The sequence below is a fragment of the Streptomyces sp. KL2 genome (assembly GCF_046529545.1).
GTDB lineage: Bacteria > Actinomycetota > Actinomycetes > Streptomycetales > Streptomycetaceae > Streptomyces > Streptomyces radiopugnans.
In genome coordinates, this window is sequence record NZ_CP127170.1 from 5,149,516 (window position 1) to 5,171,021 (window position 21,506).

General features: G+C 67.9%; 17 protein-coding genes and 1 pseudogene. 8 read left to right on the forward strand and 10 right to left on the reverse strand.

What is annotated here, in order from left to right; all coding sequences use genetic code 11:
- Positions 1–58 precede the first annotated feature (58 nt).
- A complete protein-coding gene (locus QPK52_RS23195) occupies positions 59–6,856 on the forward strand; it encodes an RHS repeat-associated core domain-containing protein (RefSeq protein WP_410539400.1) in 6,798 nt (2,265 codons plus the stop codon).
- A 448-nt stretch (positions 6,857–7,304) separates the two neighbouring features.
- On the opposite strand, the gene QPK52_RS23200 is transcribed toward QPK52_RS23195, so the two are convergent.
- From QPK52_RS23200 to QPK52_RS23220, 5 genes are all read right to left on the reverse strand, one after another.
- Positions 7,305–8,573 (reverse strand): tyrosine-type recombinase/integrase, encoded by a 1,269-nt coding sequence (locus tag QPK52_RS23200; RefSeq protein WP_410539401.1) that lies wholly within the window; start codon positions 8,571–8,573, stop codon positions 7,305–7,307.
- Positions 8,573–8,755: a helix-turn-helix domain-containing protein gene (locus QPK52_RS23205; RefSeq protein WP_127434669.1), complete on the reverse strand. Its 183-nt coding sequence runs from the start codon at positions 8,753–8,755 to the stop codon at positions 8,573–8,575. Before QPK52_RS23205 ends, QPK52_RS23200 begins: the two co-directional genes overlap by 1 nt.
- Positions 8,748–10,094, reverse strand: a complete 1,347-nt coding sequence (locus QPK52_RS23210) for a replication initiator (RefSeq protein ID WP_410539402.1) — start codon at positions 10,092–10,094, stop codon at positions 8,748–8,750. Before QPK52_RS23210 ends, QPK52_RS23205 begins: the two co-directional genes overlap by 8 nt.
- Before the next feature lie 138 nt (positions 10,095–10,232).
- Positions 10,233–11,561 (reverse strand): FtsK/SpoIIIE domain-containing protein, encoded by a 1,329-nt coding sequence (locus tag QPK52_RS23215; RefSeq protein ID WP_410539403.1) that lies wholly within the window; start codon positions 11,559–11,561, stop codon positions 10,233–10,235.
- Positions 11,561–11,887, reverse strand: coding sequence for a hypothetical protein (locus QPK52_RS23220; RefSeq protein WP_410540446.1), 327 nt, complete (start codon positions 11,885–11,887; stop codon positions 11,561–11,563). The genes QPK52_RS23215 and QPK52_RS23220 overlap by 1 nt, the downstream gene beginning before the upstream one ends.
- 258 nt (positions 11,888–12,145) lie before the next feature.
- Here QPK52_RS23220 and QPK52_RS23225 point away from each other — a divergent pair, with 258 nt between their 5' ends.
- Positions 12,146–12,991, forward strand: a complete 846-nt coding sequence (locus tag QPK52_RS23225; RefSeq protein ID WP_410539404.1) for a GntR family transcriptional regulator — start codon at positions 12,146–12,148, stop codon at positions 12,989–12,991.
- 70 nt (positions 12,992–13,061) lie between these two features.
- Here QPK52_RS23225 and QPK52_RS23230 read toward each other — a convergent pair whose 3' ends face one another.
- Positions 13,062–13,784, reverse strand: coding sequence for a GntR family transcriptional regulator (locus QPK52_RS23230; RefSeq protein WP_410539405.1), 723 nt, complete (start codon positions 13,782–13,784; stop codon positions 13,062–13,064).
- Positions 13,785–13,940: 156 nt separating this feature from the next.
- On the opposite strand from QPK52_RS23230, the gene QPK52_RS23235 reads away from it, so the two are divergent.
- The 4 genes from QPK52_RS23235 to QPK52_RS23250 all read left to right on the forward strand — a co-directional run bounded on the left by QPK52_RS23235 (position 13,941) and on the right by QPK52_RS23250 (position 15,871).
- The gene (locus QPK52_RS23235) at positions 13,941–14,138 is read left to right on the forward strand and encodes a hypothetical protein (protein WP_175513419.1); all 198 of its coding nucleotides are present in this window, start codon (positions 13,941–13,943) and stop codon (positions 14,136–14,138) included.
- Positions 14,135–14,365, forward strand: a complete 231-nt coding sequence (locus QPK52_RS23240) for a hypothetical protein (protein ID WP_410539406.1) — start codon at positions 14,135–14,137, stop codon at positions 14,363–14,365. The genes QPK52_RS23235 and QPK52_RS23240 overlap by 4 nt, the downstream gene beginning before the upstream one ends.
- Positions 14,366–15,101: 736 nt before the next feature.
- Positions 15,102–15,440, forward strand: coding sequence for a hypothetical protein (locus QPK52_RS23245; RefSeq protein WP_410539407.1), 339 nt, complete (start codon positions 15,102–15,104; stop codon positions 15,438–15,440).
- A gap of 92 nt (positions 15,441–15,532) precedes the next feature.
- Positions 15,533–15,871 carry a hypothetical protein gene (locus QPK52_RS23250; protein WP_410539409.1) on the forward strand — a complete coding sequence of 113 codons (339 nt, stop codon included), beginning with the start codon at positions 15,533–15,535 and terminating at the stop codon, positions 15,869–15,871.
- A 151-nt stretch (positions 15,872–16,022) separates the two neighbouring features.
- Here QPK52_RS23250 and QPK52_RS23255 read toward each other — a convergent pair whose 3' ends face one another.
- Positions 16,023–17,144: a tyrosine-type recombinase/integrase gene (locus QPK52_RS23255; protein WP_410539410.1), complete on the reverse strand. Its 1,122-nt coding sequence runs from the start codon at positions 17,142–17,144 to the stop codon at positions 16,023–16,025.
- A 448-nt stretch (positions 17,145–17,592) separates the two neighbouring features.
- The gene (locus tag QPK52_RS23260; RefSeq protein WP_410539411.1) at positions 17,593–17,772 is read right to left on the reverse strand and encodes a helix-turn-helix domain-containing protein; all 180 of its coding nucleotides are present in this window, start codon (positions 17,770–17,772) and stop codon (positions 17,593–17,595) included.
- A 330-nt stretch (positions 17,773–18,102) separates the two neighbouring features.
- On the opposite strand from QPK52_RS23260, the pseudogene QPK52_RS23265 reads away from it, so the two are divergent.
- Positions 18,103–18,249: pseudogene (locus QPK52_RS23265) on the forward strand (peptidase C39 family protein); the annotation flags it as partial.
- A 337-nt stretch (positions 18,250–18,586) separates the two neighbouring features.
- A complete protein-coding gene (locus QPK52_RS23270) occupies positions 18,587–19,135 on the forward strand; it encodes a hypothetical protein (protein ID WP_410539412.1) in 549 nt (182 codons plus the stop codon).
- Positions 19,136–19,339: 204 nt separating this feature from the next.
- Here the strand turns inward: QPK52_RS23270 and QPK52_RS23275 are convergent, their stop codons facing one another.
- On the reverse strand, positions 19,340–20,158 hold the full coding sequence (locus tag QPK52_RS23275; protein WP_410539413.1) for a hypothetical protein: 819 nt from the start codon (positions 20,156–20,158) through the stop codon (positions 19,340–19,342).
- Positions 20,159–20,384: 226 nt separating this feature from the next.
- Positions 20,385–21,401 carry a helix-turn-helix transcriptional regulator gene (locus QPK52_RS23280; RefSeq protein WP_410539414.1) on the reverse strand — a complete coding sequence of 339 codons (1,017 nt, stop codon included), beginning with the start codon at positions 21,399–21,401 and terminating at the stop codon, positions 20,385–20,387.
- Positions 21,402–21,506 lie beyond the last annotated feature (105 nt).

Genomic DNA, 21,506 nt, shown 5'->3' on the forward strand with positions numbered 1-21,506 from the left:
TGTGTACGGGCAATCCTCTGCCCGGAAGCGGCGCTTGCGGTGAGGGATGGGGACAGGGATGAGCGGCAGACCGAACAGATTCGTGATGAAGATGCGGCACCACACGGCGTTGGCGGTGTCGGCCGTGATGGTGGGGACGTTGCTGCAGGCGGTGGCCGCGCCCACGGTCGCGGCCGACGACAGGCGAGGCCGCTCCGGCCTGCCGACGGCCGAGAAGACCGTGGCCGGCAAGGACGGCATCAAGGTCAAGCCCCGGAAGATGTACAGAGGGCCGAAGACGCCCAAGGAAGCCCCAAAGGCGGCCTGGCCGAAGGCCGGCACGGACGTGGTGACCCTCCCCAAGGCCACGGCGAGCGGCCCCGCCGCTCCCGCTCCGCGAAAGGCGAAGGGACTGCCGATCGCGCTCGGCGTCCCCGGAACAGAGACCGGACATCCCGGGGCCCGGGCCAGAGCCGCCGAGGCCGCAGCCGACGGGGACGTCGAAACACGCGTCCTGGGGCGCAAGCGCGCGGCCGAGGCGGGCATCGACGGCCTGCTGTTCAGCCTCATTTCCCGCAGCGGTGATGGCATGGGCAAAGCCGGAAAGACAAGCGTGACGGTCGACTACTCGGCCTTCGCGCAGTCCTACGGCGGCGGCTACGCTTCCCGGTTGGCTCTGGTGGAGCTGCCCGAGTGCGCACTGACCACCCCGGAGAAGAAGGACTGCTCGACACGCCGGGCGGTCCCCACCACCAATGACACCGAACGGCAGAAGCTGACGGCCGACACCGTCACCCTCCGCTCGGACGCGCCGACCGTGCTGGCCGCGGTCGCCGACGACCAGGGCATGGAGGGCGACTACAAGGCCACCCAGCTCTCCCCGTCGGCCACCTGGGACACCAACCTCAACACCGGAGACTTCACCTGGTCCTACGGCATGCCGGTGCCTGAGGTGCCCGGCGGCCTGAAGCCGAACGTCGGCCTGTCCTACTCCTCGGCGACGATCGACGGCCGTACGGGCTCGACCAACAATCAGTCCTCCTGGGTGGGTGACGGCTTCGAGCTGTGGCCCGGTTACATCGAGCGCCGCTACAAGCCCTGCGCCGACGACGGGGTGAAGAACGCCGACGGCAACAAGCCCGGCGACCTGTGCTGGGGCTACGACAACGCGTTCATCTCGTTCAACGGCAAGGGCGGGGAGCTGGTCCCGGCCGGAGACGACGAGTGGAAGTTCAGGCAGGACGACGGAACCCTCATCAAGAGGCTGACCTCCACCAACCGGGGCAACGGCGACGACAACGGCGAGTACTGGCGGCTGACGGACCCGCAGGGCAACCGCTTCTACTTCGGGTACAACCGCCTCCCCGGCTGGGCGTCGGGCAAGGAGACCACCGATTCCACCTGGAACGTCCCCGTCTTCGGTGACGATGCGGGCGAGCCCTGCCACGCCTCCGCCTTCGCCGACTCCTGGTGCCGGCAGGCATGGCGCTGGAACCTGGACTACGTCGTCGACCGGCACGGCAACGCCATCGCCTACTACTACGACAAGGAGACCAACTCCTACGGCCGCAACCTGAAGGCGTCGGACGACACCCGCTACGACCGCGGCGGCCATCTGGACCGCATCGAGTACGGGCTGAAGTCCTCCAGCATGTACGCGGCCGAGCCGCTGGCCAAGGTCGACTTCACCAGCTCGGAACGCTGCCTGCCCAAGACCGGGGTGACCTGCGCCGCGGACACCATCGACGACCAGGCGTTCTACTGGTATGACACCCCCTGGGACCTCAACTGCGAGGTCGGCGAGGACTGCGACCGGCGCCTGTCGCCCACCTTCTGGACCCGCAAGCGGCTGACCGAGGTCTCCACCCACGTCCTCAAGTCCGACGGCTCCTACGGCAAGGTCGACTCCTGGAAACTCGGCCACCGCTGGGGCATGGCAGACATCGACTACCAGCTCCTGCTGGACAGCATCCAGCGCACCGGGCACACGGCCAGCCCGACGGTGACCCTGCCGAAGACCACGCTCGATTACACCCAGATGGAGAACCGGCTGGACGAGACCGGAGACGGGTACGCGCCGTTCGTCAAGGAGCGCCTGTCGACGGTGGCCGACGAGTCCGGCGGCCAGATCGACGTCAACTACTCGGCTCCGGTCTGCAACTCCGCCTCCCTGCCGACCCCGCAGACCAACACCATCCGCTGCTTCCCGCAGTACATCGGCGGATCGGCGGAGGAAGACCCGGAGCTGCACTGGTTCAACAAGTACGTCGTCACCGCCGTCACCGCCACCGACCGCACCGGAGGGGCACCGGACCAGGTCACTCGCTACAACTACCTGGGCGGAGCCGCCTGGCACTACGACGATGACGACGGCCTGACCAAGGAGAAGCACAAGACCTGGTCCCAGTGGCGCGGCTACGGGCACGTGCGGGTGCAGACCGGCGGGCAGGACACCGGCAGCATGAAGACGCAGCAGGACACCTACTTCCTGCGCGGCATGCACGGCGACCGCAAGGACACCTCCGGGGACACCACCAAGACCGTCACCGTCTCCCTCGGCGAGGGCGAGGGCGACCCCATCACCGACCACGAGGCGGCCAGCGGGTTCGCCTACAAGACCGTCACCTATTCCGCACCCGGCGGAAAGATCCTCGGCAAGACGGTCAGCCGGCCCTGGCGCCACGAAACCGCCAGGAAGGTCCGTGACTGGGGCACGGTGACCGCCAACTTCACCGGTACCTCCCACACCAGGACCTGGACCTCCCTGGACAACGGCGCCGGCAGTCAGTGGCGCGTCACCTCCTCGTCGAAGACGTACGACACCGTCGCCGGACGCGTCACCGAAGTGGACGACCGGGCCGACAACTCCACCGCCGCCGACAACCGGTGCACCCGCACCACCTACGCCGCCAACACCGAGAAGAACATCCTCACCCTGCCCTCCCGGGTGGAGACCGTCACCAAGGACTGCGCCACCACGCCCGACCGCTCCAGGGATGTCGTCTCCGACATCCGCACCGCCTACGACGGCGGTGGCTACGGCGATGCCCCCACCAAGGGCGACGCCACCGCGAGCGCGGTGCTGAAGAAGCACGACGGCACCACGGCCACCTACCTGGAGTCCGGCGCGACCTTCGACTCCTACGGTCGTGAACTGACCACCACCGACCTGACCGCGAACCTCACCGTCACCGGCGACGGTGCACCGGTCCGCACCCCGCGCACCGACGGCCGCACCACGACCAAGGCGTACAGCCCGGCCACCGGCATCCCGACGAAGCTGACCGAGACCGGACCGCCCGCGGTCGAGGGGGACACCACCTCGGCACTGACCACGACCACGGAACTGGAACCGCTGCGCGGCCAGCCCAGCGCCGTCTACGACGCCAACAACGTCCGCACAGCCTTCGCCTACGACGCACTGGGCCGCTCCAGCAAGGTCTGGCTGGCCGGCAAGCTCACCGGCTCCGTCCCCGACCACGAGTTCGTCTACTACGTCAACGAGAACCAGCCGGTCGCGGTGGCAAACAGGATTCCCAACCACAGCGGCGGCCAGTACATCACCTACACGATCTACGACGGCTTCCTGCGTGAACGCCAGACCCAGGCCCCCGGCCCCGAAGCCGGACGGATCATCACGGACGCCTTCTACGACGAACGAGGCCTGGTCGCCAAGACCTTCGCCCCGTACCACGCCGAAGGCAACCCGAGCATCAACCTCTTCGCACCGGACAACGCCCTGTCGGTGGAGACCCAGTCACGCCACCTCTACGACGGACTCGGCCGGGAGACCGAGGTCCGGCAGATCGCAGGCAACGGCGACGGCGGCACTGTCCTGAACACCACCAAGACCCTGTACGGAGGCGACCGCACCACCGTCATCCCGCCCGTCGGAGGGACGGCCACCACCACTCTCACCGACGCCCGCGGGCAGACCACCGAACTGCGCCAGCACCACCACCGCGCGGCCGACGCCCCCTACGACACCACCGCCTACCGCTACACCCCCCGGGGCGAGCTGTCGAAGGTCATCGACCCCGAGGGCAACACCTGGGAGTACTCCTACGACCAGCTCGGCCGGCAGATCACGGCCAAGGACCCCGACAAGGGCACCACGACAAGCCGCTACGACGACCGCGGCCAGCTCACGTCTACCACCGATGCCCGCGGCACCGCCCTCGCCCACGTCTACGACGGCCTGGGCCGCCAGACCGAACTGCGCGAGGACTCGGCCACGGGCACACTGCGCACCAAGTGGGTCTACGACACCATCAGCGGCGCCAAGGGGCACCTGGCCGAGGCCATCCGCTACCACGACGGGAACGCGTACACCTCCAAGGTGACGATGTACGACCGGTACTACCGGCCGATCAGGACCGCCGTCGAAATCCCCTCCGCCGAAGGACCACTGGCGGGCACCTACCAGACCGGCACCTCATACAAGCCCTCCGGTCTGATCGGCGGCGTCAGCTACTCCGCCGCCGGCTCCCTGCCCGGGGGCGGCTCCACCTACCTCTACGACAACCGCACCCTGCGCACGACCTCGGTGTTCGGGCTCAACTACGACGCCGACGTCACCTACAGCCTCACAGGCAAACCGCTGATGTACTCACTCGGTGCCTCCGGCAGCAGCCCGAGAACCGAGATCACCAACACCTACGAGTGGGGAACCCAGCGCCTGGCCACCTCGCGTGTGGACCGGCAGAACATCAACGGCGTCGACCGGCACAACACCTACCGCTACGACGAGGCCGGCAACGTCCTGTCCATCACCGACGTCTCCCGCTCCGGCACCGACAACCAGTGCTTCACCTACGACTACCTGCGCCGCCTCACCCAAGCGTGGACACAGCCCACCCAGACCTGCGCGGGCACCCCGAGCGCCGGCGTACTCGGCGGCCCGGCCCCCTACTGGCACTCCTACTCCTACGACAAGACCGGCAACCGGCTGACCGAAACTCAGCACGACATCACTGGCGACACCGCCAAGGACATCGAGCGGGCCTACGACTACCCCGCGCCCGGCAGCCCGCAGCCGCACACACTGGCCTCGGTGACCACCACCGGACCGACCGGCACGGCCCGCGACAGCTACGGCTATGACGAGTCCGGCAACACCACCACCCGCACCCTCGGCGGCGACACCCAGCGGCTGACCTGGGACCCCGAGGGACACCTGGCCAAGGTCACCGAACCCGTCGAGGGCGAGGACGACCAGGTCACCGAGTACCTCTACGACGCCGACGGCAACCGACTCATAGGCCGCACCCCGACCGAGACCACCCTCTACCTCGGCCACACCGAGATCACCCTCGCCAAGGGCACCACGAAGCCGAAGGCCACCCGCTACGTCGACCTCCCCGGCGGCCACCAGGCCGTCATCGAGGACGACGGCACGGTCTCCTTCACCATCGCCGACCACCACGGCACCGGCCACCTCGCCATCGACGCGAGCGACCTGTCGATGACCCAGCGCCGCAGCCTGCCCTTCGGCGGCCCGCGCGGCGAGCAACCGGAGGTCTGGCCCGGCACCAAGGGCTTCGTCGGCGGCACCACCGACACCGCCACCGGCCTGACCCACCTCGGCGCCCGCGAGTACGACCCCGCGATCGGTCGCTTCATCTCCGTCGACCCGATCATGGACCTCGCCGACCCCCAGCAGATCCACGGCTACACCTACGCCAACAACAATCCCCTCACCTGGTCCGACCCCACTGGTCTCATACCGGTAGGCATGTGTCAGGGCTTCGTCGGCTGCGACACGGATGACACAGAGGTCGACGAATGGTTCAGCCAGAACGACGACGGAACGTGGACCCAGCACACCGTCACGACGCAACTCGATAGTCGGACAGACGGAACCAGGCTCTGGACCTACACCTATACCGAGGGCGGGGAGAAGACGGTCAATTATGTGACCGAAAATGCCCGAACCGGGTATTCTGTGCCTTTCGAAACCCCAGTGGGGGAACACCACTTGTGGACGAAGGCGAAAGAAGCTTTCAAATTCTTCGTACTCGATCCACAAGACTGCGCGGACATCGCTAGCTGGGACTGCGCCTTCGGTGCCGTCACTTTCTTGCCGCCCGCCAAGGCCGCTAAGTTGATCAAGCTTGGCAGGCATAGCGATGAGGCAGCCGATGCAGCGTCATGCGTGAGAAAGCACAGCTTCCTCCCGGGAACCGACGTACTCCTCGCTGACGGCACCACCAAGAACATCGAGGACGTCGAGATAGGTGACAAGGTCGTCGTCACCAATCCCGAAACCGGTGAGACGACCACCCGCGAGATCGTCGCCACCATCGTCACCGAGGACGACAAGCACTTCGTCGACATCACTATCACCACCGAAGACGGCCCCGCCTCCCTCGTCTCCACCACCACCCACCCCTTCTGGGTGGAGAGCGAAGAGAAGTGGCTGGACGCCGGCGAGCTCACCCCCGGTATGTCCCTGCGTGCTCCCGACGGGTCCACTGTCACCGTCGACGAGGTCCGCTCCTTCACCAAGCGCCAGCGCACCCACGACCTCACCGTCCAGGGCATCCACACGTACTATGTGCTGGCGGGGGCCACGCCGGTCCTGGTTCACAATTCTGGCCCTTGCGATCCGCCTCTGAAGTCGTTGCACCCTGACAGCTCGCTCGATAAGAGTTCGCTGGACTTCTGGGGCAAGCAAGACACGGAAGATATCCTCTTTTCCTTGAGGCCAGGGGCGAAGGAGGCGCTGAGAGTGAAGCCGGACGGGACGATCGCGAATGGAAACACTCGGATCAAGGTCCTGCGGGATCGCGGATACGATGTCGATTCCTTGCCTCGCGAACCCTATGGCAGCAGCCGCCCAATGACGGACGAGGATTTCTGGGACATGGATCAATGAATATTCGAGATCGAGTGCTTGCGGTCCTGGAGTCCGAGTCCAAGGAAGTGTTCCTGCTGGCCTTGGGGCACCGGCTGGGGATATCGGCGCGCTTCATTTTCTCGGAGGGAAGTTCGGATGCACTGCAACAAGCCCGAGCTTGCAACGAGATGATGATCGCCATCTGGCTGCAAGTGTGGGCTATGAAGGATGCTGAGGGAGATGGTTACCCGGATTCAGAATTCCTTCCGATCTTGCTGGGAAAGGCTGACGCAGGAAACGCGCGTCCGCATCTTCGTGACGCAATTGAGAGCGCCCTGTTTTCGGTCCACGGCAATGGGGCATCAGGCCAGGGATCTATAAGCCACTAAAGCGTCCCGATAAGAGATCTGAGGGAATCGAGGAGCCCCGTCGGAAGGAAATTCCGGCGGGGCTCCTGTGGCGTTTGACGGCAACGCTGACGGCAACGTCAACGGACGACTGCTGCGGTGGGTGGGTCGTCACGGTCGCCGTCGGTCGGGCTAAGGGCGTTGCCCAGGGCGTCGATGGCTTGGCGTTGCAGGCGGAGCCGTACGTGGGCGTAGACGCCGGCGGTGACGCCGATGTGGGCGTGGCCGAGGAGTTCCTTGATGACGACGAGGTCCACGCCCTGCTCCAGGAGAAGGGTCGCGGTTGAGTGCCGGAGGTCGTGGAAGCGGATGCGGCGGAGTCTGGCCCGGTCGAGGAAGCTACGGAAGCGACGGGTGAGGTTGGCAGGGTCGAGAGGTCCACCGGTCGGCGTGGTGAAGACCAGGCCACTGCCCTTCCAGCCCGAGCCGACAGCCTGGCGCTCCATGTCCTGCCGCTCCTTGTATTCCTTGAGGGAATGGAGGCATTCGGTCGGGAGGGCGATGCGGCGTTCGGACGCTCGGGTCTTGGTGGGCAAATGTGTGAGACCGCCGGTGCGGGTGCGCTGGAGTGAGCGGCGGATGCTGGCCGTACCGGTGGTGAGGTCGAGGTCTTCCCAGTGGAGGCCGAGGAGTTCGCCTTTGCGGAGTCCGGTTCGCAGGGCGAGTTCGTACAGCGCGTGGAGCCGGTCGGTGCGGGCCGCGTCGAGGAACTGGCGGGCCTCGGTGGCGGTGAGCGGACGGAAGCGCCTGGGCTGGTGCGTGGTGGTCTTGACGTTGCCGGCGACGTTGCGGGGCAGCTCGTCTTCGCGGACGGCGTATTCCAGTGCCGACTTCAGCACCGAGTGCACGTAGGTCACGGTCAAAGCGGACAGCCGCTTCTGGCAGCACTCGCCGACCGCGCAGCACTTCTTCCGTTCGGTGTCTACCCCTTGGGCGCAGCACTGGCAGGTCGTGCGGAGCCGGTCGAGGAAGGTGCGGACGTCCTTGGCGGTGAGGCGCGCGATCTTCTTGGTGCCGAGGCCGGGGATGAGGTGGAGGCGGACGCAGGCCGCGTAGCGGGTGTGGGTGTTCTCCCGAAGCCGGTGGACGGCGACGCTGCCGAGCCAGTAGGTGAGGTAGTCGCCGACGGTGCTGTCGGCGGTGGCGACGGGCAGGCCGCGGTTGCTGTCGGCGATCTTCTCGGCGAGCTTGTCGGCCGCATTCTTGCGGGTGGTGCCGTAGACGCGGACGCGTTTGCGGGTGCCGTTGGCGGCGAGGACGTAGCCGGCGGCTTCCCAGCGGCCGTCCTTGCGCTGGTAGATGGTGCCTTCGCCGTTGGCGCGGGCCTTCTTGCGCATGGGGGCGGTCATCAGGCGGCCTCTTCCAGGTGGCGCTGGACGTAGTCAGCGAGGGCGTGGGCGGGGATACGGCGGGCGCGGCCGATGGTCAGCGAGGCCAGGCGGCGGGTGCGCAGGAGGTCATAGAGGGCGGAGCGGCCGATCTTGAGCCGGGCCATGACCTCGGGGACGGTGAGGAGTTCGTCGTCACGCACGAGTCGCTACCTCCTGTTCGCCCGTCGGGCCGCCGTGGATGAGTGCGGCGAGGCGTTCGAGGTCGGGGGTGAGGCCGGTGCCGTCGTAGGTCCAGTAGGTGAGGACGAGGGTGGTTGGTGAGGGCGGAGGGGTGTGTCGGCGGTGCCAGGCGGCGCGGGCGGCCCGGAGGGCGCCGAGGGTGGTGGAGTAGGCGCGGGTCTTGGCGGAGAAGTGGCCGCGGAAGCCGAGCATGTGGGCCCACTTGCGCAGGTTCAGGTGCTTGAGGTCCTCGCGGGCGCCGAGGGACCAGGCGGTGCGAATCATCCGGGCGGCGTGCTCGGGCACGGACTCGAACCAGAGGTCGGTGATCCTCCTCAGACGGTGGTCGAGGGTGCCGGTCGCGGTTTCGGTGCCCTTGGTGGCGTACTTGGCGACGTATCCGGCGACCTTGCCCTCGGTGATCGTGGTCCCGGCCTGGAAGGCCGTGGACCGGATGATCCTGGTGTCGATCTGCTCGCCGAAGACGAAGGCACGGGCCCGGCCGTTGACCTCCGGCCCGTCGATGCGGGCGCGGGTGGCCGAGATCCGAATGGCATCGGCCAGCAGGTCGGGTGTGGCCCAGGCGGGCGGCGGGGTGTAGGGGCCTGCGGGGCCGTCGAGGCGGATGACGGCGTGGAAGTGGATCAGTCCGCGCTGCTGGTACTCGGCGACCTTGGCGTACGAGACCCGGATGACCTTGGAGAGCAGGCGTTGCGGGACACCAGCTGCGGCGGCGATGGTGCGGCGCAGGTGGAGCATGAAGCGGGCCCACAGGGCCGGGGCATGGGCGTTCCACAGCACCGCGCCGGTGTAGTCGTAGCGCTCCGGGTCGAGCGCGGTGCCGAGGAGCGGGTCGCCCTTGGGGTGGGTGCGTCCGCAACGGCAGCGGGCGGAGCCGCCCACGTGTCGCCCGTGCACGGGTCCGTAGGAGGGTGCGGTGAGGGTGGCGAAGACGCGGGGATGGGAGGTGACCTGTTCGGGGATGTTCTTGCCGCCGCGCAGGCCGGCGGCGATGAGCTGGTAGGTGTCCTGCCGGTAGAGCTCGGCGCAGGAGGGGCAGCGGGTGATGCGGCGGTTGCCGCAGCGGACCAGAAGGTGCCCGGCGGGCAGTTCCTTGGACTTCAGTTCGCGCAGGATCTCGCCGGTGAAGGCGTCGATCTCGGTGCGGTGGCCTTCGAGCCGGATCGGCTGGGCGCACCCGCCGAGCGAGGACAGCTGCCGTACCAGGCCGAGCAGGTCGCGGTACCCGGTGAACGTGGGCAGCGCGGCCATGGCGGGTTCGGGGCGGGGGATTGTGGTGGTCGGGTCGCGCGGTGGCATGCTGGCGGGACCTCTCTGCACTGCGGCACACGCGTGTGCCGTGGATGGATTGGGGAGGGAGGCCCCGGCAGGGGCGAGGGTTTGGCGACTACACGCCCTTGCCGGGGATCACTGCGAAACGGGACCAGGAGGCGGCGGTCACGCCGCCTTGCCCAGGTCGACGCGGTCGGGCAGCTCGCGGACCTTGAACCCTTCGGCGCACATCAGGTCGTTGATCTGCCAGCAGGCTTCGGTGGGCAGGTAGACCGAGCGCAGCCGGACGGGGGTGCGCATGTCGCCAACGGAGGCGATGGACACGCCCTGGGGCATGGTGCGGTCGGCGGCGGTGATGTCCAGTTCCCGGCCGTCGGGGAAGAGGTGCAGGAAGTCCTCGACGGTGTCGACGCGGTGGCAGATCCGGGCGGACAGGTTGGTTCGTACGGCGGTGGTGAGCACGTCGGCGGAGGGCTTCTGGGTGAGCAGCCACAGCCGGATACCGAACTTGGCGCCCTGGCTGGCGATGGCCAGCAGCTCGGCCTCGAAGCGTTCGCGGGCCTTGCGGTCCGGGTGCCGGGTGTAGTTCGCCACCTCGTCGATCACCACCAGCAGCAACGGCAGCTCCGGGCTGAACTCGGTGATGCGGTCGGTGCGACCGGACCAGAACAGCCGCTCCCGGCGCTGCATCTCCTCGCGGACCCAGCGCAGGATCTCGGTCGGCTCGTCGGGATGGACGGCGTCGGAGACCTTGTAGGCGGTACGCCACCAGGGCGCGACCGCACCGAGGTTAGGGTCGATCACGATCAGCCGCACGTCCCGCATGAGCGAGGCGTAGGCGAGCAGGGTGTTGACGGTGATCGACTTACCAGAGCGGGTGAGGCCGGCGACCAGGGCGTGCGCGGAATAGGCAAGGTTGAGCACGATCGGGGTGCCGTCCTCGTCCCAGCCGAGCAGCACATCATCGGTGGAGACGAACTGCCCCGGTCGGCAGACGGGGGAGCCGTCCGGGCCAAGGAGTGGTGACCGGATCACCGCCTCCAGCGGCTCACGCCGGAAGCCGCGCGCGACGATCACTCCGGGCTTGGGCTGACTGATCCGGATGCGACGCATCCCCCAGGCGTCACACAGGCCCTCGCTGGCGTCCTGCCAGGCGCTCAGCCCGACCTGCGGCAGCGCATCGGCGGTGACGGTGACGCCGAAGGCATCGGCGCGGGTGCGCAGGCGCGGCACCAGCACGCGCGGCTTGGTCGGTTGGTCCTGCGGGCCGTACTGCTGGAGCACGGTCGGGGTGGCGTCCTTGACCGCCAGGCCCAGCATCGGGGCGAGCCGCTTCCAGCCCCACCGCAGCCGCCGCGCCTGCCGCAGACTGACCCGGGTCTCGGCATCGGCCCGGTACCAGCGGGCGAAGCAGAAGCCTGCCCAGCCCAGCAGCCCGAGGACGCCGAGAACGACCACGGTCAGGAGCACAAGGCCGAGGGGGCTGTCGGTCATCAGGCACCGGCCTTGGCGGTGACGGCGTCGGCGCGCAGGGAGATGCCGTGCCGGTCCTTGCCGTTGATCTCGTTCTCCCAGGCCGAGGCGACAAGCCCGGTGAAGACGACCGGCAGGCCGACCTTGAGGCCCTTGCCGAGACCGGGCTCCGGGACCTTCACGGTGATCACTTCGGCGCGACCGTTGAAGGCGAACATCACGTCCACCAGGTACAGGTGGGCGCCGGTGGGCCGGTCGATCGCGGGCTGCTGGCCTTCGCGGTCCTTGAAGTGCGGGCGGGACTCGGAGGCCAGGATTACCAGGGCCTGGGACTGGTCGATGGGCATGGTCTTCACGGCAAACCTCCAGGTAGAGGGGTGCGAGTCACCCGTGTGAGTGATCGCGTGCCGCAACCATACATTTATTCCATCCGAAGTCCATTCCTATTGAGTTCCATCCGTTCTTGCGGTGGTCCATCCATCAGGCGGCTACTCTGACCCGTGAGGCCGCTGAGCTGGTGAAACGCGACAGTCAGCGGGCGGCCTGCGGCGGGTGGAATCGGACTGGGACCAGGGATGGACATGGCTGCTGCTGACAAAGCGCGCTTGACGTTCGAACGCATTGCGGACGACCTGCGGCAGCAGATCCGGGACGGCGAGCTACGGCCCGGTCAGCTCCTGCCGACGCAGAGCCAGCTCATGCAGACCTACAAGGCGTCCAGCCTGACGGTGCAGAAGGCGATCCGGCTACTTAGGAACGAGGGCTGGGTCATCGCCCGCCAGGGGCGCGGCACATTCGTCACGCGCTCAGCCGACTTCGAGGACGCCTTCGAGAAGGTCGCTGGCGATCTCCAGCAGCAGATCTACTCCGGCACCCTGGCCCCCGGGGCCAGGCTTCCCGCGCGCGAGGTCCTGGCGGAGCACTACGCGGTGCCGCTCAGCGTGGTCACCAACGCCATCTCCCTGCTGGCCGGCAACTTCCTCTTGCGCTATCCCGGCGAGCTGCCCGGCGATGAGGTGTACGTGCGCGACTGGGACGACCACGGCTTCGCCACGCAGCTCATCCACGGCCGTCTGGTCCGCAAGATCAGGGATGGATCACTGGCCAGGGGGGCCAGGGTCACAGTGGACGAGGTGGTCGACACGATCGGCGGCGACCCGGAATCCGCGGACCAGGCCCTGACCTTCCTCGCCTTGGAGGGCAGGATGAAGAAGGCCCACCAGCGCAACGGGTCGATGGCGTATGTCGTCGTGGGGGGCGAGTTCGGCACAGAGGTGCCCGTCACGGTTCAGCCGGTGGACGAGTCGGACGAAGCGTCGACTGCCCCACAGAAGGAGTTCCCGGCGGCTGCCGGAGTGGCGGATCTGGCCTACAAGCTGGAACGAGCCCTGGAGCGGATCGAGGAGCTGGAGGAGCGCGTCGAACGCCTCGAAGGCCGCGACGTGGACTGAGGCGGACACGTGAACGGCAGCGTCTCCGAACGCCGCAGGCTGGCATTCGGAGACGCTTCGCGTGGACCGGTCAGGGCTGGTACTCGTAGCCGATGGTGAACCGGGGCGGCAGACACCACTCCCCGTACTCGATGATCCCTTCTGCGTCCGACCAGCGGTGGGCGCCGGCCAGGATCGGGGAGCCGACCGGCAGTCCCAGCGCGCTCGCCTCGCGGGCGTCAGCGGGGCGGGCGTGCATGTCGTCGCGGGCGTGGGTGATCGTGCGCTCGGTGGCTTCCAGGACCCGGGCGGACAGTCCGTGATTGCGGCCCGGGGCGGTGTTCAGCAGGTCCGGCACGAGGGCGGCGAACGGGGCCGGGTACCAGGTCACCGCGAACACGGTCCGGGTCTTGCCCCGTCCGGCCAGCCACTCGCGCCGCACCACCTGGTCCCCGGCCTCCAGGTCGAAGATCTCCGCCACATACAGCGGCGGGGTGGTCAGTTCGGCGGCCGTCACCCGACTCGTCTCACCCTCGGCCAGGAACGATTTCACCCGCTGGACCCGGGCCAGCCGGTCGCGCGCCGACAGCGTCCAGCGCGGGTCGTCGGCAACGTAGGTGCCGCGCGGGGTGGTGCGGATGAAGTTCTCGACCTGGAGGGCCTGCAAGGCGCGGGAGACGGTGGCGGCTGCGGCTTGCCACTGGCCGGCGATCTCCCGGTTCGTCGGCAGCTTGGCGCCCGGCTCAAGTTCTCCCGACAGGATGCGTTCCCGGAAGTGATCCGCGATCTTCGTGAACGTCTTGGGACTGGGCATAAGGCGTGCCCCTCCGTTGAGTTGACGTGGTGTCAGTGAGGGACACTAGTGCACTACGAACCGTAGCGGGAGTGCTTCGGCCACTCGAATACTGAACTAGAGCACCAACCTGTCAAGAGGTCGGGCCATGTGACGTTCGAGAGGTGGCGATGTGCAATGACGGAGCCGACCAGGTACTCCACCCAGCCGGTCGAACTCCCCTTGCGCCTGGAACTGGAGCCGACTCCCGTTGAAGGCTGCGCGGGCTGCGCCGAACTGGCCAACGTACGCGACCGGGCCCGCACGGTCGGCGACATGACCACCGTCAGCGACTGCAACGTCTACATGCGACGCCACCCCGAGGGTCACCAGTGAGCCCCCGCGCCGTATACCGGCACATCACCCACACCATCCGCCACGCCCCTGAAGGCGGCATCACCTACGAGGCGTTCTGCACCGCTGCCAACTGTGAAGCCGAATCCGGACCCCACGCCGAGCAGGAAGCCGCACAGGACTGGGCACTCCGCCACACCGGACGCACCGGTCACAACCTGTTCAGACGCGTCTTCACCGACCACGCCAAGGTCACGCGAGCCGAATAGAACCACCACCGCCAGCCTGAACAGGACCCACAACCCGCAGACCATCGCCCCAGGCCAGCAGCCAGCCGGACGCTCGGCAACCGACCACGGCGTACCGCCGAAGCGGGATGCGTCCAAACTTTCTCTACGTCTTCAAGGCGACCCGCTGACGCGGGTCGCGCGCGGCACGGCCGCCCACCCGGCCCGCTCTCGGCTCCGCCACCGCGGGCCGGCCAGCGACCAGGCCGCGCAGAAACGCGTAGCGGACCACCGGAAGCGCTGAGGAAGCCGGAGGCGCCCGCACGCGAACGCCAGGCCGACGGCGAGGCGACGGCGGGGAGTTGGCCGGGGCGAAGGCCCGGAGGTGGGGCCGGTCGGCTCCGTGGGCTTTACCCACCTCCCCGGGCCGGGGCCCGCGTCGGGCAAGGCCAGGGGGCCACTCGTTCAAATTCCGGGCAGGATCACGACCTGCCCGAGTTGCCGGGCCAGCGTACGGCCCCCTGACCATGCCCGACCCCAACCCAGGCAGGACACCGGCCAAAGCCCACTCCACCGCCCTCACGCGCGCAGCACTCTGACGGCAACGCCGACGGCAACACGGGCGTACGACAGGGCACTTCCACGCACGTCCACGGACCGGCCGGAATTCGCTGACCAGCGAAAACGCAGGTGACGCCCGCCGGGCGAGCACACGTACTATGTGCTGGCGGGGGAGACGCCGGTCCTCGTTCACAATAGCAATGGGTGCCCAACGCATGTGATCGGAAAGGGAGACGATCCCCTCGTTCCCGACCTGGTTGACGACATCAACGCACGCTATCCGGGACACGTCCGGGCGCAGGGAGTCGATATTGTCGGCGCGGATGGCCAAGTGCTCACGGATTTCGACATCGTGACCAGGAACGCCGTGGTTCAGGTCAAAACGGGTTCGGGTAAGGGAGCGCTGAAGCAGGCTTTGAGAACTCAGAGTCTGACGGATTATCCGGTCATCGTATACCTCCCGCAAGGGCGAGGAAGCGTGATCAAGAGTCTTGAGCAGGCCGGCATCATGGTCACTCGCGACAAGAATGTCCTGCTGGATGTCTTGGCTCCGTAGTCCAAGATGCGTCATCAGCACCCGTCACGACAGGAAGATCCATGCGCCCTACCATCGTTCTCCTCAGTCCCCCAGGGAGCCATCAGCGCATCGTGGCTCGTCTGCAGAAGGCTGGTGCCTACAGCGAGGGTGAAACCTTCGATCGGCTGGATCGGGGAGAATGCAGCTTCGGCGTAGACGCGTCCGGGGATGTCCTCGATGAATTCGATGAGGAAGAAGTGGATGAGATTCGCCAGAAGATCGGCGAGTTTCAGGCGATCACGCTTGAATACCCGGGAGTGTCTTGCATTCGCGATCTCCTGGGCGAGGTAATCCAGGGGCTATCAGGCTTGCTGGATACGAATTACGGTGAACTCATCGAATATGGAGAGGTTCTAGCGCGGTTCCAGAGGGAACCTCTGTGGGATTGGCGATTCACCGTGGGTGAATAACCTCCGCAGGCGGGTGCGGTAAATCGCGAGAGGGGGCAGGTCGATGACCTGCCCCTCTCCCTATAGCCCGCGACCTTGCTTTCACTCGCGAATCGCCACTTGGTGGGTAGTGCCCAATGAGACCGCCTGACGGCAGTAGTTGACGGCAACGTCAGCGGACAAGGACGGTGCAAGGTGGCGGCTCATCGCCATCGGAGCTGGCCGTCTCGGTGATCCCACCACTGCTGAGCGCGGTGCTGAGAGTGTCGATGGCGTTGCGCTGGAGGCGGAGTCGGACGTGGGCGTAGACGGTGGCGGTGACGCCGATGTGGGCGTGGCCTAGGAGTTCCTTGATCACGACGAGTTCGACGCCCTGCTCCAGAAGCAGGGTCGCGGTCGAATGGCGGAGGTCGTGGAAGCGGATGCGGCGGAGGCCAGCCTTGCGGAGGAGCGTGATGAAGGCGCGAGTGAGGTTGGTCGGGTCGATCGGCCCGCCCTGCACCGTGGTGAACACGTGCCCGCTGTCCTGCCACGCCGTGCCTGCGGCCTCACGTTCGCGCTGCTGCTGCTCGCGGTGGAGCTTCAGCGACTGGAGGCAGCGGGCGGGGAGGGCGATGCGGCGCTCGGAGGCTCGCGTCTTGATGGGCAGCGTGGTGAGACCGCCGGCATTGGTGCGCTGGAGTGTGCGGCGGATGGCGGCGGTACCTGCGTCGAGGTTGAGGTCTTCCCAGCGGAGGCCGAGGAGTTCGCCTTTGCGGAGTCCGGTGTGGAGGGCGAGTTCGAACAGGGCGTGCAACCGGTGTCCGCCCGTGGCCGCGAGGAACTGGCGGGCTTCGTCGGCGGTGAGGGGTTCGAAGCGCCGGGGCCGTGGGGTGCCGGTGCGGACGTTGCGGGCGACGTTGCGTGGGATCTCCTCCTCGCAGACGGCGTGCTCCAGGGCGGACTTGAGCACGGAGTGGATGTAGGTCAGCGTCGGCGGGGAGAGCAGCTTGCGGCAGCACCGACCGGCGGCGCAGCAACGGGGCTGGTCGCGCCGGGCGTCGATGCCGCGCGCGCAGCACTGGCAGATGGTACGGAGCTGGTTGAGCCAGGTGCGGACGTCCTTGGCGGTGAGCTTGGCCAGCTTCTTCTTGCCGAGGCCGGGGACGAGGTACCGGTGGACGCAGGCGGTGTAGCGGGTATGGGTGTTCTCGCGGAGGTGGTGGACGGCGACGTTCTCCAGCCAGTACGTCAGGTACGCGGCCACGCTGCCTGCCGAGGACGGGGGGAGGCCGCGGTTACTGGCGGCGATCAAGCCAGGGGGTTTGGTGGCGAGGTGTCAGACCGTCTTGGGATGACGGCCACCGGCCAAGGCTTTTCCGGCCGGATGTGCGAAGCGCAGGCAGACTCTTCCACCCAGGCGTCCGTGGATCACCAGCGGTACCCGGATCCCTTTCGGGGCCTCGAAGTTGTGGAAGCGGTGGAAGCACACAGCGGGTGTGCGCCGCTGTGTCCGTGGGCCCTCCGGTGCTACACCGGCCGCTCGGCGACATACACCTCGCGTCCGGTCCCCAAGTCGAGTTCGATCACCAGCAAGTCGTCCCGCATACTGCCCTCCTGTTGCCTGACCAGCATTCGGTACAAGAGCAGCAGTTGTGGCCAGAGCATATCGAGCCTGTCTGCTGCTGTGGTCCGGTACGGCGTGCTGATGAGGAGGAGCTTCAATTGCAGGGGAGGGAGTCAGGGCCTGAAGTGTGTGTTGCTCATGTCGTTGTGCGGCGCTTGCGCTCCATCCACTCCCGGATTTCGGCGGGGGAGAAGCGCAGCTGCCGGCCGATGCGGAAACGGGGGATGGCTTCTTTGGCGTGGTTGTCGTAGACCCAGGAGACGGGTTTCCCGAGGAACTCGGCCAGGGCGGCGACGTCCCAGAGCGGCTCGGTCATGGTGCCTCCGGATGATTTGATCCTCTGGTGAGGACGAAGGTATGGAGGAGGAGCGGCTGCGCCAAAGGCGTTGTCCGTTCCTCTGGTAGGCGGTCACCCTCGGTGAGAGGTAGCCGTCTGGGTGGGGGAGCGTGGTGCGGGGAGGGCGCCGATGGCCCGGGCCGGTGGGCGGAGTCAGCACCGAGCCAGCACGACGGGCCCGAGCGGACCGGAACGGACGGCAACGGGGGTCGGCACGGGGGCGGCGTGGGCCCGTCCGCGGGGGACGGGACCACGCCGTTGAGCTGGTCGTTTGCCGTGCGGTGCCGCTTCTGGTATGGCGCGTTGTAGCAGTTCGAGAACATCTGGCTGCGCACCAAGCGCTACGACGCCAACGGCCGGGTCAGAAGCGGTACGGGAGGCATCTGCTACATCCTCTTCCTGGCGAAGCCCTCTCCGGCCCAGCACCGCGCGCTACGCGCGCTCGGCATCCGCTGACGAAAGCGGACGGGTTCTCCTCGCTCCGGCGAGGAGAGCCCGCTCACCTTGATCCAAAAGGGCTGGGAGGGTTCGAGGAGATCGTTCGGGAATCCGCTCGAATCACTCCTGCATCGAGCGGAGCCCGCGCCCGTCGGCCTCCGGCATCATGTCGCTTACACCCGCGGCTTGGTCGTCGAGTCCGCGGGTCCCCCACTGCAGCGATGGTCCGGCATCCGGCGAGCGCGTACCTTGCCGGAATCCGGCATGCCCAGGGCCGACGGCGCCGCCGTACCGTGGCGGGCACGTCCGGGGCCGGTACCGGCCGGGGCGGATGTGCGGCGAAGGGAGAGGGGCGATGTTCTCGGTGGCTTGGGGGGTGTTCGCGGCGGCCTTCGGCTGGATCGTCGCGACGGATTTCCGGGGCGCCGCCCAGCGCTTCCACACGTTGTCCCACGCCGCCGTGCCGTTCGGCGACGCCGACGCGCCGGTCGTGGGTGTCGGCTTTCTCCGCTCGCTGGCAGGGGTGTTCGCCCTGGCCGGTCCGGTCGTCCTGGTCGGCGGGCTCATGGACGTGTGGGGCGGCGAGACGGGATCGTTCGGTCTGCCCTCGGTTCCCGCCTGGGTCGTCGTGGTAGAGGCGGCGGTCGTCGGTGTCGTGCTGTGGAGGGCCTGGCGGCGCTCCGGGGTGCTGCGCCGTGAGTGGGAGGCAGGCAACGGCCTGCGGCGTATCGCCGTTGCCGGCCTCACGGCATCGCTCGTCGCCTTCGTCATGGCGCTGGGCTTCGGCGGAGGGACGTGGATGACGGCCAGTTGGCTGGTCGGCGGCCTGTGTGGGCTCGCCCTGCTGCCGGGCGGTCGCCCCGGCAAGCCGTCGGGCACCGGGGCGGCAGGCCGTCGGCCTTAGGCGTCGCGAGCCGGTATCGCACTGTGCTGGTGGTGCCGAGGCGCACGAGCTGCTTCGGCTTCTGCCCCGCCTGATCAGCCGGTCTCCGCACCTGTGCAGGTTCGGTCAGCACGTCTCCAGCGATCGGATCGGATGGCACTGCCACCCGATCCGCCATGATCACTGACTCAGCCGGCCTATGCGGTCACAGCAGTTGGCAACGTGTCATTTCGCCACGACCACGGTAGCGATGACACCGGCAACGGCCGCTGTCGCCGCGATGGCGCTCCATATCACTGAGCTGCGGTGCCACCAGGGTTGCGGGGGCGTCTGCGAGGGTTCATCGACAGTGGCGGTCGCTGTGCTGTCACCAGTGGCTTTCGCGCTTGGCGCCACGATGTTGATCGTGGTTCCGTCGCCTCCCGTGATGTTGAATGCTTGCTGCGCAGCAGAGTCGATCTGATCAGGGCCGGGATTCCGCTGGCCGGGCGGCATAGCCGCTCTCACCTCCGCGACGAACAACGTCAAGCGTGTCCTGATGTGGTCAAGGACTTGCCGAAGAGACGTCAGATGCACTCTCCAGTGCAGGGACAGAACGGTGGATCCGTTGCCCAGTTCATCCGTCACCTCCGCCAGGTACTCGGCTGAACCCGGCGGGCGAACCTCCAGGCTCCACCCCATGGCGATCAGGGCTTCCATCTCCCTGCCCCCGTATCGGATCGGCGCGTCCTCCCCGATGCCGCGATCACGTACCGACTGAGGAAGCTGGTGCGAGCTGATTTTCCGGGTGTCTTCCATCCGTGGTCGGCCAGGCGTGCGGGGCTCCAGCGTTATCTCGAGCGTTGCTGCGACCTCTCGGAATCTGGGCAGTTCCTCGCCGACCTCATATCCTTCCAACTGCTTCAGCGCCCAGGTGCGGAGTTCTTCCTGGTGGGCATAGTCGGCTATGAGTAAGAACTGCCGGAGGGCTGCGGCCAGGGAAGCGTCCTCGTTCAAAACGGCACGCTCAAGCTGCTCCAGACCTTCGACGTCAGGTGTCGTCACAGCAGTCGAGTGTGCCCTGCTCGCCGTTGCCAACAGGGCGCTTCGTTTGTAAGCAAGGGGGGAAGGAGGGGTGCCCAGGAACAGCACATCCACAAGGCCCGCATCCCCGCGGGCATCACGGACGGCCAGGAGGGCCGGATCCGCGAGCTCGGCGGTCCCGGCGAGCAGGGCGGTGCGCCAGGGGCCTGGACGTCACCGTGCACGTCCCGCCGCGCCGGGCAGGGGCTCACCCGGCCGCATCGGCGTCGTCGCCTCCGGCGGCACGGGCCGATCGAGCGGCTGCGACGGCGAAGGCGCGGCGGAGGGCCGGGCAGTTCACCACCTCGATTTCGGCGTCGAACCGCAGCAGCCATGCTGCCAAGCCGGTCCAGGACCAGGAGCCGACTCTGACACGGCAGCGGTCGGGCTCTGTCGCCAGGACGACGCCGTCCCCGATGAAGGGGAGGACCCGGCCGGGAGGGAGGCCGATGACGACGTCGGCCCGGCAGGGCCAGGCGCCGGTGTCCTGCGCGCCTTTGAAGCGGGCGGCCAGGAAGGACGCCACGTCGCCGCCGGGCAGCTCACGGGGGGTGAAGCGGGGGCCGTTGGGGCTGCGTACCGTCATCCGGTCGACACGGTGGACACGCCAGTCCTGGTGCCCGGGGTCCCATGCGACGAGGTACCAGCGCCCGGCACGGGCGACGAGGTGATGGGGCTGCACCTGCCGGGGCGGCCGGTGGGTCTCGTGGTCCTCCGGCCGCCCCGGCGTGCGGTAGTCGAAGCGCAGCTCTTCACGGGTGCGGATGGCGGCGCCGATGGCCAGCAGCGTCTGAGTGTCCGCCGGCTGACCGTTCCCTTCGGTGTGCGCGACCGGGGTGACGTCGAAGCCGTCGACGCGGGCGCGCAGCCGGGCCGGCATGACCTGGCTCAGCGTGGCCAGCGCGCGTCCGGCCGCCTCCTCGATTCCTGCGCCGCTCATCACGGCCGTCCGCAGGGCGATGGTGAGGGCGACGGCCTGTTCGTCGTCGAAAAGCAGGGGAGGCAGCCGGGTGCCGGCCCCGAGCCGGTAACCGCCGTCGGGTCCTTTGGTCGCAGTGATGGGGTAGCCCAGGTCACGCAACCGGTCGATGTCGCGGCGCAGGGTGCGCGGGCTGACGTGCAGGCGTTCGCTGAGGACCGCGCCCGGCCAGTCCCGGCGGGTCTGGAGCAGGCTCAGGAGGTTGAGCAGGCGCTGAGATGCCGCCGGTGCCGAACTGGTGGGCACGTTCCCGTCCTCTCTCGCGCTCTCCCGGGCCGTCGACCCCTGCCCCGCGGCAGGGCGCTGTCCGGTCTGTCCCGGTGTCGTTCACTCCGTACCCGGTGGGCGGGC

What these genes read in the sequence shown, in the direction of transcription:
- QPK52_RS23195 (WP_410539400.1), top strand. Translation starts at nt 59, where the DNA reads ATGAGCGGCAGACCGAACAGATTCGTGATGAAGATGCGGCACCACACG.
- QPK52_RS23200 (WP_410539401.1), bottom strand. Translation starts at nt 8,573, where the DNA reads ATGACCGCCCCCATGCGCAAGAAGGCCCGCGCCAACGGCGAAGGCACC.
- QPK52_RS23210 (WP_410539402.1), bottom strand. Translation starts at nt 10,094, where the DNA reads ATGCCACCGCGCGACCCGACCACCACAATCCCCCGCCCCGAACCCGCC.
- QPK52_RS23215 (WP_410539403.1), bottom strand. Translation starts at nt 11,561, where the DNA reads ATGACCGACAGCCCCCTCGGCCTTGTGCTCCTGACCGTGGTCGTTCTC.
- QPK52_RS23220 (WP_410540446.1), bottom strand. Translation starts at nt 11,887, where the DNA reads ATGCCCATCGACCAGTCCCAGGCCCTGGTAATCCTGGCCTCCGAGTCC.
- QPK52_RS23230 (WP_410539405.1), bottom strand. Translation starts at nt 13,784, where the DNA reads ATGCCCAGTCCCAAGACGTTCACGAAGATCGCGGATCACTTCCGGGAA.
- QPK52_RS23235 (WP_175513419.1), top strand. Translation starts at nt 13,941, where the DNA reads ATGACGGAGCCGACCAGGTACTCCACCCAGCCGGTCGAACTCCCCTTG.
- QPK52_RS23260 (WP_410539411.1), bottom strand. Translation starts at nt 17,772, where the DNA reads ATGACCGAGCCGCTCTGGGACGTCGCCGCCCTGGCCGAGTTCCTCGGG.
- QPK52_RS23270 (WP_410539412.1), top strand. Translation starts at nt 18,587, where the DNA reads ATGTTCTCGGTGGCTTGGGGGGTGTTCGCGGCGGCCTTCGGCTGGATC.